At 69.5% G+C, this 15,673-nt stretch carries 17 protein-coding genes and 1 riboswitch; of the genes, 11 read left to right on the top strand and 6 right to left on the bottom strand.

Features of this window, described 5'->3' with window-relative positions:
* Positions 1 to 136: 136 nt before the first annotated feature.
* Both LBW94_RS14520 and LBW94_RS14515 read left to right on the top strand, forming a co-directional pair.
* Positions 137 to 355, top strand: coding sequence for a hypothetical protein (locus LBW94_RS14520; RefSeq protein WP_225062398.1), 219 nt, complete (start codon positions 137 to 139; stop codon positions 353 to 355).
* A gap of 42 nt (positions 356 to 397) precedes the next feature.
* Positions 398 to 2,812: a phosphoketolase gene (locus tag LBW94_RS14515; protein ID WP_225062399.1), complete on the top strand. Its 2,415-nt coding sequence runs from the start codon at positions 398 to 400 to the stop codon at positions 2,810 to 2,812.
* A 246-nt stretch (positions 2,813 to 3,058) separates the two neighbouring features.
* On the opposite strand, the gene LBW94_RS14510 is transcribed toward LBW94_RS14515, so the two are convergent.
* A complete protein-coding gene (locus LBW94_RS14510; RefSeq protein WP_225062400.1) occupies positions 3,059 to 3,946 on the bottom strand; it encodes an SDR family NAD(P)-dependent oxidoreductase in 888 nt (295 codons plus the stop codon).
* A 101-nt stretch (positions 3,947 to 4,047) separates the two neighbouring features.
* On the opposite strand from LBW94_RS14510, the gene LBW94_RS14505 reads away from it, so the two are divergent.
* From LBW94_RS14505 to LBW94_RS14495, 3 genes are all read left to right on the top strand, one after another.
* Positions 4,048 to 4,710, top strand: coding sequence for a TetR family transcriptional regulator (locus LBW94_RS14505; protein WP_225062401.1), 663 nt, complete (start codon positions 4,048 to 4,050; stop codon positions 4,708 to 4,710).
* 95 nt (positions 4,711 to 4,805) lie between these two features.
* On the top strand, positions 4,806 to 5,279 hold the full coding sequence (locus tag LBW94_RS14500; RefSeq protein ID WP_225062402.1) for a YbaK/EbsC family protein: 474 nt from the start codon (positions 4,806 to 4,808) through the stop codon (positions 5,277 to 5,279).
* 187 nt (positions 5,280 to 5,466) lie between these two features.
* Positions 5,467 to 5,931, top strand: a complete 465-nt coding sequence (locus tag LBW94_RS14495) for a flavin reductase family protein (protein ID WP_225062419.1) — start codon at positions 5,467 to 5,469, stop codon at positions 5,929 to 5,931.
* Here the strand turns inward: LBW94_RS14495 and LBW94_RS14490 are convergent, their stop codons facing one another.
* A complete protein-coding gene (locus LBW94_RS14490; protein WP_225062403.1) occupies positions 5,932 to 6,561 on the bottom strand; it encodes a LysE family translocator in 630 nt (209 codons plus the stop codon).
* A gap of 122 nt (positions 6,562 to 6,683) precedes the next feature.
* Positions 6,684 to 6,797, top strand: a riboswitch (SAM riboswitch).
* 48 nt (positions 6,798 to 6,845) lie between these two features.
* Here LBW94_RS14490 and LBW94_RS14485 point away from each other — a divergent pair.
* Entirely contained in the window at positions 6,846 to 8,159 is a 1,314-nt protein-coding gene (locus LBW94_RS14485) for an aminotransferase class V-fold PLP-dependent enzyme (protein ID WP_225062404.1), read from the top strand.
* Positions 8,160 to 8,168: 9 nt separating this feature from the next.
* On the opposite strand, the gene LBW94_RS14480 is transcribed toward LBW94_RS14485, so the two are convergent.
* Both LBW94_RS14480 and LBW94_RS14475 read right to left on the bottom strand, forming a co-directional pair.
* The gene (locus LBW94_RS14480) at positions 8,169 to 8,357 is read right to left on the bottom strand and encodes a hypothetical protein (RefSeq protein ID WP_225062405.1); all 189 of its coding nucleotides are present in this window, start codon (positions 8,355 to 8,357) and stop codon (positions 8,169 to 8,171) included.
* Between the two features lie 66 nt (positions 8,358 to 8,423).
* The gene (locus tag LBW94_RS14475; RefSeq protein WP_225062406.1) at positions 8,424 to 8,864 is read right to left on the bottom strand and encodes a DUF2752 domain-containing protein; all 441 of its coding nucleotides are present in this window, start codon (positions 8,862 to 8,864) and stop codon (positions 8,424 to 8,426) included.
* Between the two features lie 210 nt (positions 8,865 to 9,074).
* On the opposite strand from LBW94_RS14475, the gene LBW94_RS14470 reads away from it, so the two are divergent.
* Positions 9,075 to 9,863, top strand: coding sequence for an SDR family oxidoreductase (locus LBW94_RS14470; RefSeq protein ID WP_225062407.1), 789 nt, complete (start codon positions 9,075 to 9,077; stop codon positions 9,861 to 9,863).
* 13 nt (positions 9,864 to 9,876) lie between these two features.
* The gene (locus LBW94_RS14465; RefSeq protein ID WP_225062408.1) at positions 9,877 to 10,959 is read left to right on the top strand and encodes a diacylglycerol kinase; all 1,083 of its coding nucleotides are present in this window, start codon (positions 9,877 to 9,879) and stop codon (positions 10,957 to 10,959) included.
* A gap of 23 nt (positions 10,960 to 10,982) precedes the next feature.
* On the opposite strand, the gene LBW94_RS14460 is transcribed toward LBW94_RS14465, so the two are convergent.
* Entirely contained in the window at positions 10,983 to 11,303 is a 321-nt protein-coding gene (locus LBW94_RS14460; protein WP_225062409.1) for a 2-oxo-4-hydroxy-4-carboxy-5-ureidoimidazoline decarboxylase, read from the bottom strand.
* A 154-nt stretch (positions 11,304 to 11,457) separates the two neighbouring features.
* Between LBW94_RS14460 and LBW94_RS14455 the strand changes: the two genes are divergently transcribed.
* Entirely contained in the window at positions 11,458 to 12,279 is an 822-nt protein-coding gene (locus tag LBW94_RS14455; RefSeq protein WP_225062410.1) for a crotonase/enoyl-CoA hydratase family protein, read from the top strand.
* Positions 12,280 to 12,361: 82 nt separating this feature from the next.
* Here LBW94_RS14455 and ppa read toward each other — a convergent pair whose 3' ends face one another.
* A complete protein-coding gene (ppa, locus tag LBW94_RS14450; protein ID WP_225062411.1) occupies positions 12,362 to 12,853 on the bottom strand; it encodes an inorganic diphosphatase in 492 nt (163 codons plus the stop codon).
* 172 nt (positions 12,854 to 13,025) lie between these two features.
* On the opposite strand from ppa, the gene dacB reads away from it, so the two are divergent.
* Positions 13,026 to 14,474, top strand: coding sequence for a D-alanyl-D-alanine carboxypeptidase/D-alanyl-D-alanine-endopeptidase (dacB, locus tag LBW94_RS14445; protein WP_225062412.1), 1,449 nt, complete (start codon positions 13,026 to 13,028; stop codon positions 14,472 to 14,474).
* Between the two features lie 13 nt (positions 14,475 to 14,487).
* Complete coding sequence (locus tag LBW94_RS14440) at positions 14,488 to 15,672, top strand: zinc-dependent metalloprotease (protein ID WP_225062413.1); 1,185 nt, start codon at positions 14,488 to 14,490, stop codon at positions 15,670 to 15,672.
* The last annotated feature ends 1 nt before the right edge of the window (position 15,673 follow it).

Below are 15,673 nucleotides of genomic sequence, written 5' to 3'. Positions count from 1 at the left end.
ACCGGTGGCAGGGCCAACCGGGCGCGCCACCGGTGGCCGACGCCGCTGTTACCGGCCGATAGCCTTGCGCCCCAATCTGATCCGTAATCAGGCGGCACCGATGCAGGCTGCGTCGCCGTCGTTCAGGAGCCTTCTCATGGTCATCGTCATCGTCCTGATCGCAGGCATCGCCCTCGGCGCCCTCACGGTGTCCGTCTTGAACCGTACGACCGGCAGCCGACGCCGAGCCGACGCGGCGCGCCACCCGGCCCGATCCCAGCCCGAAGACACTCCGGCAAGCCGCGACCTCAACGAACATGCCGGCGGCTCACGCCACATTCGCACCCATCCGAGCTGGCGAGACCGGCTCGAATAACCCATCGGCCGATCACCCGTACCCGCAGCTCAGGAGTTGGCAATGCAATCCACCACCACCGTCGTCGAACGACCGGCGCTGAGCCCGGATGAGCTGCGGTTGATCGACGCCTACTGGCGGGCGGCGAACTATCTGTCGGTCGGTCAGATCTACCTGTACGACAACCCGCTGCTGAGACGGCCGCTGACATTGGCCGACGTGAAACCGCTGGTGGTCGGCCACTGGGGCACCACACCGGGCCAGAATTTCATCTATGTGCACTTGAATCGCGTCATCAACCGCTACGACCTGGACATGTTCTACATCGCGGGCCCCGGCCACGGCGGGCCCGCGCTGGTCGCGAACACCTACCTCGAGGGCACCTACTCCGAGATCTACCCGGATGTGAGCCGTGACGAGGCCGGGCTGAAGCGACTGTTCACCCAATTCTCTTTTCCCGGTGGCATTTCCAGCCATGTAGCCCCGACCACCCCCGGGTCCATCCACGAAGGCGGTGAGCTCGGCTACTCCCTGAGCCATGCGTTCGGGGCGGCATTCGACAATCCGGATCTGATCGTGGCCTGCGTCATCGGCGACGGCGAAGCGGAAACCGGCCCGCTGGCCACGGCGTGGCACTCCACCAAATTCCTCGACCCGGTCGGCGATGGGGCGGTCCTGCCGATCCTGCACCTCAACGGCTACAAGATCAGCAACCCGACCGTGCTCGCCCGCATCGAGCATCAGGAACTCGACCAGTTCCTGCGCGGCTGCGGCTGGGAACCACACTATGTCGCCGGCGACGATCCCCAGCAGATGCACGAGTTGATGGCCACCACCGTGAACCACGCGGTCGAAGGGATCCGGCAGCTCCAGCACCGGGCCCGCACCGCCGGCGACTCCGCCCGCCGGCCCTGGCCGATGATCGTGCTGAGTTCCCCGAAAGGGTGGACCGGACCGAAAACGGTCGACGGCCGCCGCATCGAGGGCACGTTCCGATCCCACCAGGTACCTCTGCTCGTCGACGCCGAGCACCCTCACCACGTCGGCGAACTCGACGCCTGGATGCGTAGCTACAAACCAGACGAGCTCTTCGACGACACCGGGCGCCTGCGGCCCGAGCTGGCCGCACTCGCGCCACGGGGCACACGGCGGATGGGCGCCAATCCCCACACCAACGGCGGGATATTGCTCCGCGACCTGCGGATGCCCGACTTCCGCGCACATGCTCTGCCGGTTACTTCGCCCGGCTCGCGGCACGCGGAGGACACCCGCGTGCTGGGCGGTTTCCTCCGCGACGTCGTCACGCTCAACGACGAGCTTCGCAACTTCCGGATATTCGGCCCCGACGAAACTCTGTCGAACATGCTCGACGCAGTCTTCGAGGTCACCGACCGGCAATGGGACGCCCGCATCATCGAGGGCGACGAATCGCTGGCTCCCGCAGGCCGAGTCGTGGATTCGATGCTCAGCGAACACCAGAACGAAGGCTGGCTGGAAGGCTACCTGCTGACCGGGCGGCACGGGCTGTTCAACTGCTACGAGGCGTTCATCCACATCATCGACTCGATGTTCAACCAGCACGCCAAATGGCTCAAGGTCACCGCCGCGCTACCGTGGCGCCGCAACATCGCCTCGCTGAACTACCTGCTCACCTCCCACGTCTGGCAGCAGGACCACAACGGCTTCACCCACCAGGACCCCGGCTTCCTCGACCACGTCGTCAACAAGAAAGCCGAGATCGTCCGCGTCTACCTACCACCGGACGCCAACTGCCTTCTCTCCGTGACCGATCACTGCCTACGCAGCCGCCACTACGTCAACGTGATCGTCGCCGGCAAACACGAGATGCCGCAATGGCTGAACATCGAAGACGCCGTCGTGCACTGCACCGAGGGAATCGGCATCTGGCAATGGGCGGGCAACGACCGCGGCACCGAACCCGATGTGGTCCTGGCCTGCTGCGGCGACACCCCCACCCTCGAAGTGCTGGCCGCGACCTCGATACTCGCGCACCACCTTCCCCACCTCAGGGTCCGTGTGGTCAACGTCGTGGACCTGATGCGCCTGCAATCGGCCGGCGAGCACCCCCACGGACTCGATGACCGCGACTACGACGCCCTGTTCACCACCGACAAGCACATCATCTTCGCCTTCCACGGCTATCCGGCCCTGATCCACCGGCTCACCTACCGGCGCACCAACCGCAACCTGCACGTCCACGGCTACGACGAAGAAGGCACCATCACCACCCCGTTCGACATGCGCGTACAGAACAAACTCGACCGCTTCCACCTCGTCACAGACGTCATCGACCGGCTCCCCCAACTCGGCGCGACCGGCGACTACCTCAAACAGGCCATGGCCGACAAACTCATCGAACACACCCGCCACATCGACACCCACGGCCGGGACCTCCCCGAAATCCGCAACTGGACCTGGAACCCCCTACCCGACCACAACGAACGACCCACGCCATGACGACGACCACCCACATCGACGCCGGCGACCAGCGGGCCGGTCCGGGCGAAACCCTGTCCCTGTCGTCACCGCGTCCGCGCTCCGACGGTATCGAGGCTTCGGTGCGAGGCGATCGCGTCGGGGTCGCAGCCGTGCGGGTGGTGGGCATCCTGCCGCCCGGGGTGGGAGCGGGTCCGATGACGCGGGACCCGCTCATCACGTCGGGGCGACGAGAGTTGTTGCAGTGGCAAGTGATCGGGCCGATCGCTACGCGCGGACGTCCGGGAAGCTGACGCCGCGCTGGCGGTGCCAGCTGCCCTCGGCGGCATCGTCGTGGTCGGTGGAGCGGCTGAGGTCCGCCCACTGGGCGTCGACCTCGAGCCGGTGCTGCCAGGCGTCGCGGCCGATCTCGTAGGCGTCGCTGCCGGCGAGGATGCGCAGCGGGGGTTCGTCCAAGGCGGCGACGGTCAGCACCAGCCGGGCGACCTTGGCGGGGTCGCTGGTGGCGGTGTGCTCGAAATCGGCCATGGCCGCGACCGAGGCGCCGAGGGTGGCCTGATAGGGCTCGCTGATCGGCGGGATCGTCATCGATGAGCCGGCCCAGTCGGTGCGCATGCCGCCCGGCTCGACCACGGTGATCGTGATGCCCAGCGGGCCCACCTCGGCGGCGAGCGCCTCGCTGAAGCCGCCGACCGCCCACTTCGCGGACTGGTAGGCGGTCATTCCCGGGCCGCCGACCCGGCCGCCGACCGACGAGATCTGGATGATGCGGCCGCCGCCCTGCTTGCGCAGGATGGGTACCACCGCCTTGGTGACGTAGACGGTGCCGAGGAAATTCGTCTCGATCTGCCGGCGGAAGACCTCCAGCGAGGTGTCCTCGAGGGCGGCCCGGTCGCCCTGACCGGCGTTGTTGACCACCACATCCAGCCGGCCGAAGGCGGCGACGCCGTTGGCGACGGCGGTTGCGGCGGCCTCCGGATCGGTGACGTCCAGCGCTTCGACATGGACGCGGTCGCCGTACTTCCGGACCAGGTCGTCGAGGGTGCGGGGATCGCGGGCGGTGGCGACCACGCGGTGACCGGCGTCCAAGGCCTGCTCGACGATGCGGCGGCCGAGCCCGCGGGACGAACCGGTGACGAAGAATACCGAGCTCACGGTGGTGAGTCCTCTCTCGTTCAGATAACGCAATGTATTTGCGTTAGACACGATAGGCCGACTCCGCACTTAAGTCAATGGCATTGCGTTATCGTGGGGGAGTGAGTTCGACCAGGCAACGAGCCCGATCGGTGCAGGACAAGGAGCAGCGCAAGGTCGCCCTGCTGGATGCCGCCCGCGAACTGGCGGCCGAACAGGGGGTGCGCGAGGTCACGCTGACGGCCGTGACCGCCCGGGTCGGGCTGCATCCCTCGGCGCTGCGGCGCTATTTCGAATCCCGCGAGGAACTGCTGCTCGAACTGGCCCAGGACGGCTGGGCCGACTGGCGGGACAGCCTGCTCGCGGGGCTCGGGGAGGCGCGCGGGCTGGGTGGCGAGCGGATCGGTGCGATCGTCGCCGAGTCGATGGTGCGGCTGCCGCTGTTCTGTGATCTGCTCACCCACGTCGCGCTGAGCCTGGAGGGGGCGGTGCGGTTGGAGCGGGCGCGGCAGTACAAGACCGCCGCCGGCGCCGCCTACGACGTGATGGTCGCGGCCGTGGTCACCGCCGCCGCCGATCTCGACGAGGCGGGCGCGCAGACCCTGCTGACCGGGGCCATGACCTGCGGCGCCTACCTCTACCAGCTGTCCCAGCCGACCGATACGCTGCGCCGCTTGTACGAGCAGGAACCGCGCTGGGCCCATACCGCGCTGCGATTCCGCGAGCAGTTGACCACGCTGCTCACCGCCCTCGCACTCGGCGCGCGGCCGAATTCGGCCGGTTGAGACGGCCTTCCGGTTGCCGGGGGAATGCCGTTGCCGGGGTGTCGAATTCGATCGCACGCAGGGCGGCGCACAGGTTACCCCTCTACTCTGGTGCCATGCGCAGGTCGTTGCCTCCGGTCGCATCCCGGGTGTCGGACACGCTGATTGCGCGTGGGCACCACGGGGTGATCATCACGCAAACCGAGCCCACGCATTCCGCCGAGCAGGCGGCGCGGGCGCTCGGCGTGGATGTGGGGGCGATCACGGAGTCGATGGTGTTCCTGCTCGACGACGAACCGGTGTTGCTGCTGGTTTCCGGGTCGCATCGGGTGGACCTGGAACGAACCGGGCACCGGCTGGAGGGCACGCTGGAGCCGGCCTCGGTGGCGATGGTGCGGGAGGTGACCGGGCAGCCGATCGGCGGGATCGCCCCGGTCGGGCATCCGACCAATCTGCCCACCTACGTGGACAACGCCCTGTCGGAACATCGCGAGCTGTGGGCCGCCGGGGGACATCCGAACACGGTCTTCCGCACGTCGTTCCCGGAACTGGTGCGGATCACCGCGGGATTGTCGATCGACGTCGACTGATGGGCTCGTGAATGCTCCCCGGCCGGTCGCGACCATGGTCGTCATGCCCGGAATGCCGGTTGGTGGGAGCCGCGGTGGCGTCGTCATGTTCGCGACGTAGTTTGGAACGGTGAGCAGATCTCCCGACGCGGAACTCCAGGCGTCCGTGGGCTCGGATGGTATTCCGGCCGAGCGATACCGGTCGGCCATGCGGCACTATCCAGCCGGTGTGACCATCGTCACGCTGTCCGGCGCGGACGGGCCGGTGGGGTTCACCGCCACCTCGTTCGCCTCCCTGTCGCTGGAGCCGCCGCTGATCTCCTTCAACATCGCGCACACCTCCTCCAGCATCGCCGCGATGCTCGGTGCGGAGTCGCTGGTCGTGCACTTCCTCGGGGAACATCAACAGGAGCTGGCGCGACGATTCTCCCGTGAGGCCGGACAGCGGTTCAGCGAGCCCGCGCTGTGGACCACGCTCGACACCGGGGAACCGGTGCTGCACGGCACCCCGATCTGGGTGCGGGCCACCGTGCAGGAACGATTCGCCGTCGGTGACCACACCCTGGTGGTGGGACTGGTGACCCGGGTACACGACGAGTCCGGTGGCGTGCCGATCGCCGCGCCGTTGCTGTACTACAACGGCGCGTACCATCGGGCCACCGCGCTGGACTGATCAGGCGGCCGAGGCGGCGGTACCGATGCCGAGCGCCGTCAGCACCCCCGCGCTGATCTGCTCCAGGCGGGCCCGGGTGCGCGGCTGCCGCAGCATATCGATCGCGCGGGCGGCCAGCATCGCCAGCAGCACCATTTCGATTGCGGCGACGGTCGATTCGATCGCGCCGAGTGCCAGCGCGTTCCCGAACGTGACCGCGGTGAGGAACTGCGGCAGCACCGCCAGATAGAACAATCCCACCTTCGGATTCAGCAGGCACGAGAACAGTCCGGCGGCGAACGCGGACGGCACCGTGGCCGTCGTGATCCGTTCCGCGGCTTCGGGTTCCGCGCCGCCCGCCCGAGCGCGGCGATGTTCGAGCAGAGTGCGGATGCCGAGATGGATCAGATAGACCCCGCCGATCACCTTCACCGCCCGGTACGCCGTGGCGGATTGCTCCAGCAGCGCGGCCACTCCCGCCGCGACCACGGTCGCCCAGACGATGCCACCGACCGCCGAGCCGAGCGCGGCCGCGACGCCGTGCCGGCGGCCCGCGATCGAGAAGCGCAGCACCAGGAAGGTGTCCGGGCCGGGGGTGATGGCCAGCAGCACGCACAGTCCGGTGAATCCGAGCAGCAGGGAGGCAGTCATCCCACGATGAAACCGCAGGTCGAATCGTGACGGCAAGGCGATTTCGGTCGTGCCGGTGTGGCGCCTGCGTGTCGGCGGCGGCGCCTTGACAACGGTTCGGGCGGGTGAATATCTTGGCACCAGGTCATGAGTACCAGCGTCAAGCCCCGGCTTGCTGGTCGGCAACCCTCCTCCGCGGCGGGGTGCTCCGGGTGACGACCGGGCCGATGCCCGACCGGGCGCGGCAAGCGCGGACTCCGATTTTCTCGTCGTTCCCTGGAGTCCCGACCCGAAGGGATTGCGTGATGACTGCTGTTCTCGACCCGTCCTGTGCCGCCCGGGTTTCCGGCGCCGATCTGCAGGTTCCGCTGGTGTCCGGTGGCACCGTGCGATATGCGAATTTCGACTACGCCGCCAGTGCCCCGGCGCTGGAACAGGTCACCGATCGGGTGGCCGAACTACTGCCGTACTACGCGAGCGTGCACCGCGGCGCCGGCTACGCCTCGCGGATCTCCACCGATTGCTACGAGGCTGCCCGGACCTCGGTGTCCCGATTCCTCGGCTGCGCCGACGACCAGGTGGTGGTGTTCACCCGCAACACCACCGACTCGCTGAATCTGCTGGCCGCCTGCGTGCCGGGCGACACGGTGGTGCTCGACATCGAACATCACGCCAACTTCCTGCCCTGGACCCGGCACGGTCGCCGCGTGGTCCAGGCCGCCGACACCGTCGCCGAGACGATTCGCCGGGTGGTGGCCGAACTGTGTAGCCGGCCGGCCGCACTGCTGGCGGTCACGGGCGCCTCGAATGTCACCGGTGAGGTACTGCCGCTGGCGCGGCTGGCCGCCGTCGCGCACGAATGCGGCGCCCGGATCCTGGTGGACGCCGCGCAATTGGCCCCGCACCGGCGAATCGACCTGCGCGCCACCGGAATCGACTATGTGGCCTTTTCGGGGCACAAGCTGTACGCGCCGTTCGGGGCGGGTGTGCTGGTCGGCCGCCGGGACTGGCTGGACGCCGCCCCGCCGTATCTCGCCGGCGGCGGAGCGGTCCGGGAGGTCCGGACCACCGGTGTCGATTGGGCGTCCGCACCGCAGCGGCACGAGGCCGGATCGCCGAATGTGCTGGGTGTCGCGGCGCTGGCCGCGGCCTGTGATGCGCTGGCTGCCCTGGACACCGCGGCCGTGGAGCACGAGCAGCGGCTCGCCACCCGCCTGCGGGAGGGGCTGAACGGCATTGCGGGCGTGCGGTTCCTGCGCATCTGGGCGGACAGCGCCGACAGCGTCGGCATCGTGACCTTCACCCTCGACGGATTCGAGCCGGGCCGGGTGGCGGCGTACCTGTCGGCCGAACACGGAATCGGGGTGCGGGACGGCCGGTTCTGCGCACATCCGTTGCTGGCCCGGCTGGGCGTCGACGGCGCGATTCGTGCCAGCATCGGCCTGGGCACCTCGGCCGCCGACGTCGATCGGCTCGTCGATGCGGTCGCCGCGCTGGTGCAGCAGGGGCCTGCCTGGGAGTACGCCTGTGTCGACGGCCTCTGGAATCCGCAGCCGGAGACTCGCCCGCGCCTGGCGCCGGGAGGTGACGGTGCGGGTGCGTCGCCCTGTAGTTTCTGAGACGAGCGGTCAGAACACCAGGTAGCGCTCGGCGAGCTGTTCCACGAGCGGGTCGTCGTCGGCCACCGACTCCAGCGCATCGAGATCGGTGGCGACAGCGACCTGCCGGGGATCGTCCAGGTCGGGGTCGTAGGGGCCGTCTTCCTGGAGCTGCCGCATCAGTTTGTCGCGTACCCGGTTCTTCAGAGAATCGATCATGTCGTCAGCATGCCCAGTTCGGGCGGAATGCCACGGTCACCACGCCGCAATCACAGTGGGCCGGCGTCATACCGGGGCCAGCCAACTGCCCCACGGGGTGTTGCGCACGACGGCGAAGACCGTCAGCAGGGCCAGTGATACCCACAGCGTGACCGGACCGGCGCGGAACGGGAACGGTCGCCGGCGCCCGGACCATCGGTTCACCACCCAGTGCACCCACCACGCCGCGACCAGCACCGCCAGCGGGAGCAGCAGCAGATTGCTGTGGACGGCGGCGAGTACGTGCCCCTCACTGAGGTTGTGCACCGCCCGCAGCCCGCCGCATCCCGGGCACCAGTATCCGGTCAGCGCGTAGAACGGGCAGTACCCGTAGGAGCCGGAGACGTGCGGATCGCGGAAGTGCAGGACCGCGACGGCGGCCGCGATCCCGCCCGCGACGAGCGCCGGCTGCCCGAGAGTGCCCCAGCCGGTGCGGGTTCCGGCCGGCTGTGCGGCTGCGATGTCCACAGTGGTCCACGGTAGCGAGAAATGACCGCGACCCGCCAGGTGTTCCCGTCCCGGCCTCCGGTATCGACCCTTGACAGACTAGAACTTGTTCTAAAGACTGCTCTGTGACGGTCGTCACCCCGCCGCCGGGGCGTGGGTGAGTTCGTCGATACGCCAACGCTTTTCGAGCACGACCCGGGTGCGCGCGGCCGGTCGGAGGAGGAGTTCGCCATGATTCTGGACAACTTCCGGGTGGACGGCCGGGTCGCCGTCGTCACCGGCGCCGGGCGCGGGATCGGCGCCGCGACGGCGCTGGCGCTGGCCGAGGCCGGGGCGGACGTGGCGATCGCGGCCCGCACGGCCGAACAGCTCGAGGAGGTCGCGGGGAAGATCCGGGCACTGGGCCGCCGGGTGGTCACCGTCGCCGCCGACCTGTCCGATCTGGACGCGGTCGCGGGGCTGGCGGAGACCGCGGCCGCCGAACTCGGGCGCATCGACATCGTCGTCAACAACGTCGGCGGCACCGCGCCCAACACCTTCCTCACGACGTCCCCGAGATATCTGGAGCAGGCCTTCCATTTCAACGTCGCCACCGCGCACGCCCTGACCCGGGCGGCGGTACCGCACATGTTGACCGGCGGCGGCGGATCGGTGGTCAACATCTCCTCGATGATGGGCCGCACGCCGGGCCGCGGATATCTCGCCTACGGCACCGCCAAGGCCGCGCTGGCGCACTGGACCCGGCTGGCCGCCACCGACCTGGCTCCCCGCATCCGGGTGAACGCGATCGCGGTCGGCTCGGTGCTCACCTCGGCCCTGGACATTGTGGCGGGGCAACCGGCCATCAAGGCGACGATGGAGTCGGCGACACCGCTGCACCGGCTCGGCGAACCGTGGGAGATCGCGGCCGGCATCGTCTATCTGTCGTCACCGGCGGGTGGATACATCACCGGTAAGGTGCTCGAGATCGACGGCGGCATCGAACAACCCAACCTGGACCTCGGCCTTCCCGATCTGTGACAGGAGTTTTCCCATGTCAGCACCGGCCTACCGGGTAGTGCAGTGGAGCACCGGCAATGTCGGCCGCCGGGCCCTGCGATCCATCATCGCCCGGCCGGAACTCGAACTCGTCGGCGTCTGGGTGTCCTCCGACGAGAAGGCCGGCCGGGACGCCGGTGAACTCGCCGGCCTCGACCGTGAGATCGGCGTGGCCGCCACCACCGACGCGCAGGCCCTGCTCGACCTGAAACCCGACTGCATCGTGCACACCGCGATGGCCGACGATCGGCTGCTCGAGGCGGTGGAGGATCTGAAGACCTTCCTGCGCGCCGGGATCAACGTGGTGTCGTCGAGTCCGGTGTTCCTGCAATTCCCCTACGGCACCGTGCCTCCCGAGCTGATCGATCCGGTGGTCGAGGCGGCGCAGGCGGGCGGGGCGTCGTTGTGGGTGAACGGCATCGATCCGGGCTGGGCCAACGACTGGCTGCCGTTGCTGCTGTCCAGCGGCAGCGAGCGCATCGACTCCATCGTGTGCTCGGAGATCCTGGACTACTCCACCTACGACCAGCCGAAGGTGCTGTTCGACATCATGGGTTTCGGCCGCGATGTGAGCGACGGCGCGGAACTGCCGCTGCTGCTGCAACCCGGCGTGCTGACGCTGGCGTGGGGTAGCGTCGTCCGGCAACTGGCGGCCGCGCTGGACGTCGAACTCGATACGGTCACACAGGATTTCCAGCGGCTGCCCGCGACGGAGCCGATCCGGATCGGCGCGCACACCGTCGAACCCGGCACCGCCGCGGCGCTGCGGTTCCGGGTCAGCGGCGTGCGGGACGGGCGCGAGGTGCTGGTGCTGGAACATGTGACCCGGTTGCATCCCGACCTGGCCCCCGACTGGCCGCAGCCCGCCGGGCAGGGTGGCTATCGGGTGGAGATCCTCGGCGACCCCGACTATGTCCTGGACCTGCAATTGTCCAGCAACGGAGACCATGCGCTGGGTGGAGTGGTCGGCACCGCCGCTCGCCTGGTGAGTGCGGTGCCCGCGGTGGTGCGGGCGCACCCCGGCCTGCTCACGGCGATCGACCTGCCGCTCACCACGGGACGTGGATTGCTGCGGTGACCGGGATCGGGGCCGCCCCGGGCTCAGTATTCGGGGTAGCCCTCTTCCGGGCCGAGCATCCGGGTCAGGCGGTCCCGGGTGACCCGGGCCAGATCCTCGATGGTGGGATTCGAAATCGCCTCGCGCGCAACCGAATCGGCGATCCGGTCGAGATCCGCCGCGGAGAGTGCGGGCAATTCGACATCGGCGGCGTCCAGCAGCCGCTGATAGTCGGGATAGGGCCGGCCGCTGGCCAGCTTCTCGGCCCACGTGACGCTGCAACAGCATTCGTAGAGCGCGTAGACGGCACGCGTATGCGGCAGTTCGTTGAAACGATCCAGGCCGATGCCCTTGTGCATCAACATGATGACCTCCGATTGCCTGGTGGCGGTGGAGTAGAAGCGACTCGCCGGTTACATGATCCGTCGCCGGCGACCCGGCACGCCCGGACCCGGCCGTGAGTTTTCACAGGTTTTACACGCCCGCGGTGAGCCGGGACCGGCCCGCTAAGCTGGGCAAATGACTGAATGGAAGGCTTTCACAGTCGAGAGCAAGGACCGGGTCGCCCGGGTCACGCTGACCGGTCCCGCCAAGGGCAATGCGATGGGACCGGACTTCTGGCGGGAGCTGCCGCTGATCTTCGGTGAACTCGACGCCGATCCGGAGGTGCGCGCGGTGGTGCTCACCGGATCGGGCCGGAACTTCTCCTACGGTCTGGATCTGGTGGCGATGGGCGGCACCTTCGGCCCGCTGGTCGCCGAGCGCGGACTGGCCGGCCCGCGCACCGCGTTCCTGAACGAGATCCGCCGGATGCAGGCCGCGGTGACGGCCGTCGCGGACTGCCGCAAGCCGGTCGTCGCGGCCGTGTCCGGCTGGTGCATCGGCGGCGGGCTGGACCTGATCGCCGCGGCCGACATCCGGCTGGCGTCCGCCGACGCGAAATTCAGTCTGCGCGAGGCCAAGGTCGCCATCGTCGCCGACATCGGGTCGCTGCAGCGGCTGCCCGCTGTCATCGGTGAGGGGCACGTGCGCGAACTGGCCTTCACCGGCAAGGACATCGACGCCGCCCGCGCCGAGAAGATCGGCCTGGTCAACGACGTGTACCCGGATCAGGAGGCGACGCTGGCCGCCGCGCACGCGCTGGCCGAGGAGATCGCCGCCAATCCGCCGCTGGTCGTCCAGGGCGTCAAGGATGTGCTCGATCAGCCCCGGGCCCGGCAGGTGGCCGAGGGCCTGCGTTACGTGTCGGCCTGGAATGCGGCCTTCCTGCCCGCGGAGGACCTCACCGAGGCGGTGGCGGCGGTGTTCGAGAAGCGGCCGCCGGAGTTCCGGGGCCGCTGAATCACCGGCCGGGCCCCGGCCCGGCCCGCGCACGCCGGATCGGCCGCGGCGGTGCGGGCGGACCGGCGTGCGCTCGACGGGATCAGTGCCCGCCCTGCTCCTTCAGCCGGGCATACGCCTCGTCCACCAGCACCTCGGCCTTGGCGCGGTCGCCCCAGCCCTCGACCTTGACCCACTTGCCCGGCTCCAGGTCCTTGTAGTGCTCGAAGAAGTGCTCGATGGCCTTCCGGTCGAACTCGCCGATGTCCGAGACATCCTGGATGTGGTTCCAGCGCTTGTCGCCCGCGGGCACCGCGACGATCTTCTCGTCGCCACCGGCCTCGTCGCTCATCAGCAGCACGCCGACCGGCCGGGCCTCGACGATGACCCCCGGGAACACCGACTCGGGCAGCAGCACCAGGCAGTCCAGCGGATCGCCGTCGGAACCGAGGGTGTCCTCGATGTAGCCGTAGTCGGCCGGGTAGACCATCGGGGTGTAGAGGTAGCGGTCCAGCCGCACCCGACCGGTCTTGTGGTCGACCTCGTACTTGTTGCGCTGACCCTTGGGGATCTCGATGGTGACGTCGAACTCCACGTCATCTCCTTCGTCTGGTGCTTGTCATCAACGACGGCGAGGCTGCCGACTCGCCTGCCTGTGCGTCAGGTACGTCGGCCAGGTGAGGATAGTGTGGTCGCTGGGCTGGTGGGTGCGGCAGGGCACCGGCACAGCGCGCGCTGTTACGGGCGAGTAGGGAGACGGCGGTCACGTGGTAGGTCGGAGCAGGAAGAACATCGGCAACCTGGCTGCTCGGCGGCGCCGCACGATCTGGATCGCGTCCCTCGCCGGAGCGTTCGTCGTGGTGGTCGCCGTCGGCGCCGTGCTGGTGATCCTGCGGCCCTGGACCGAGGAATTCCGTCACGGCGGCTTGACCATCTCCGCCCCGCCCGCCCCCGTGAAACCGTTCCCGCAGGTAGCGCCCGCGCCACCCGGGGCCACCGCACCGAGTTCGCCGGGGTTGTCGGCGGCGCTGGCCAAGGTGGCCACCGCGCCGGATCTCGGCGCCTTCAGCGCGTCGGTCACCGATGCCGACACCCGGACCGTGGTGTGGAGTACCGATCCGGACAAGCCGATGGTGCCCGCGTCCACCGCCAAGGTGCTGACGACGGCGGCCGCGCTGCTCATGCTGCCGCCCGACCATCGGGTCACCACCAGGGTGGTCACCGGCGCCGATCCCAGCGAGCTGGTGCTCGTCGGCGGCGGCGATCCGACACTGACCGCCCAGGCCGACGGTAAGGGCTATTATCCCGGTGGCCCGCGACTGGCCGATCTGGTGACGCAGATCCGCGCCGCGGGGCGCCCCTTCGACAGCGTCGCGGTGGACACCTCCGCCTACCCCGGGCCGACGGCGCCGGCGGGCTGGGATCCGGCCGATATCGCCGGTGGTTCCTGGGCGCCGATCGAATCCGTGATGATCGACGGCGGCCGGTTGGACCCGCTGGTCGAGTACTCGCCGCGCTCGGCGACCCCGGCGCTGGACACCGGACGGCGGCTCGCCGCCGAGCTGGGACTCGATCCGGGCAAGGTCCGCATCGACAAGGCCCCGGCGCAGGCGCGAGAGATCGCGCACGTGCAGTCGGCCCCGCTACGGGACCGGTTGCGCGACATGATGATCCACTCCGACGACGTGCTCGCCGAGGCGATCGCCCGGGAGATCGCGGCGACCGGCGGCGGTGAGGCGTCCTTCGCCGGGGCGGCGGCCGCCACCGGCACGGCGCTGACCGCGGCCGGATTCGACACCACCGGACTCACCCTGCTGGACGCCAGCGGCCTGTCCACCGACGACCGGGTGCCGCCGCGGCTGCTGGACCGGATCCTGGCCGAGGCGGCCGGACCGCAGTCCGGCGTGTCGACCACGAGCGCGTCGGATACCGGCGGCACGGTGTCGCCGCTGGCCCCGATGCTGGATTACCTGCCCGTGGCGGGGGCGACCGGATCGCTGGCCGACCGGTTCACCACCCGCGACCACGTGGGCGCGGGCTGGGTGCGGGCGAAGACCGGAACTCTGTCGGTATCGAGTGCGTTGGCAGGGTATGTCCTCGACAGTGATGGCCGGGTGCTGACCTTCGCGCTGATGTCGAACGACCGGCCACCGGAAGCGAGCCGGCCGGCCCTGGACGCCATCGCTGCCACGCTGCGTAACTGCGGATGCTCCTGACAGGTGGTGACCGATGACCGGACCTGAAGACGATGCCCGAGGCAGCCGGCCCGGGTACGCGGAGCAGGCGCTCCCCAAGCCCTCCGAGCAGGTGCTGGTCGACGTCGAGTCCGGCGAACTGATCCGGCACCGGCGCAAGTCGCCGCTGGCCGGGGCGGTGGACTGGCAACTGGCCGCCCGTACCGGCGCCGCGCTGGTCCCGGCCGGACCGCGGGTCACCCGTTTCTCGGCCGAACAGGTGGTGGCCCAGCTGGCCGAATCCTCGGTGCGGGCCGAGGGCCCGGTGCGGGAGGTGACCGGGCTGATCGACGATCGGCCGGTTCCGGCCGCCCGGATCGTGGACCGGCCCGGCTGGATCGATGCGGCGGCCGCCTCCATGGCACAGCTCACCGGCGAGTCCGGGACGCCGGCGGACCGCGCGTCGGTGCGCGGCCGGTTGGCCGGTAAACCCGCCGGTGTGCAGGTCGGCGCGATGCTGGCCTTCCTGTCCACGGCGATCCTCGGCCAGTACGACCCGTTCAGCGGCGACGACGGGATGCTGCTGCTGGTCGCTCCCAACATCGTGGCGGTCGAGCGGGTGCTCGGCGTCCACGCCGGTGACTTCCGGCTCTGGGTGTGCCTGCACGAGGTGACCCATCGGGTGCAGTTCTCCTCCGCCCCCTGGCTCGGTGAGTACATGCGCGACAACGTGACCGTGCTCGGCGATGTCGGCGACGAATCGTTCGACGAGATGCTGTCGCGGCTGGCGGCCGTGGTGCGCGAACGGCGGCAGCGCGGCGCCGAGCCCTCCGACGATCCGGCCGATCGTGGCGTGCTGGGCCTGCTGCGCGCCACCCAGGCGCCCGCCCAGCGGGAGGCGCTGGATCGGCTGCTGATGCTCGGCACCCTGCTCGAGGGGCACGCCGACCACGTCATGGATGCCGTCGGCCCGGCGGTGGTGCCGTCGGTCGCGCAGATCCGGCGGGCCTTCGACGAGCGCCGGCGCCGCCCGGCGAATCCGGTGCAGCGGCTGCTGCGCGCACTGCTCGGCGTGGACGCCAAGGTGGCGCAGTACGTGCGCGGCAAGGCGTTCGTCGACGAGGTGGTGGAGACGGTCGGCATGCAGCGGTTCAACACGGTGTGGACCGATGCCGACACCCTGCCGCGCACCGACGAGATCACCGAGCCGGGGCGCTGGGTCGCGCGCGTGCTCGGCTGAC

This window comes from Nocardia sp. alder85J (genome assembly GCF_020176955.2).
GTDB lineage: Bacteria > Actinomycetota > Actinomycetes > Mycobacteriales > Mycobacteriaceae > Nocardia.
Note: the sequence above shows the minus strand (reverse complement) of the source record. Positions and strands in the feature narration are given on the sequence as shown.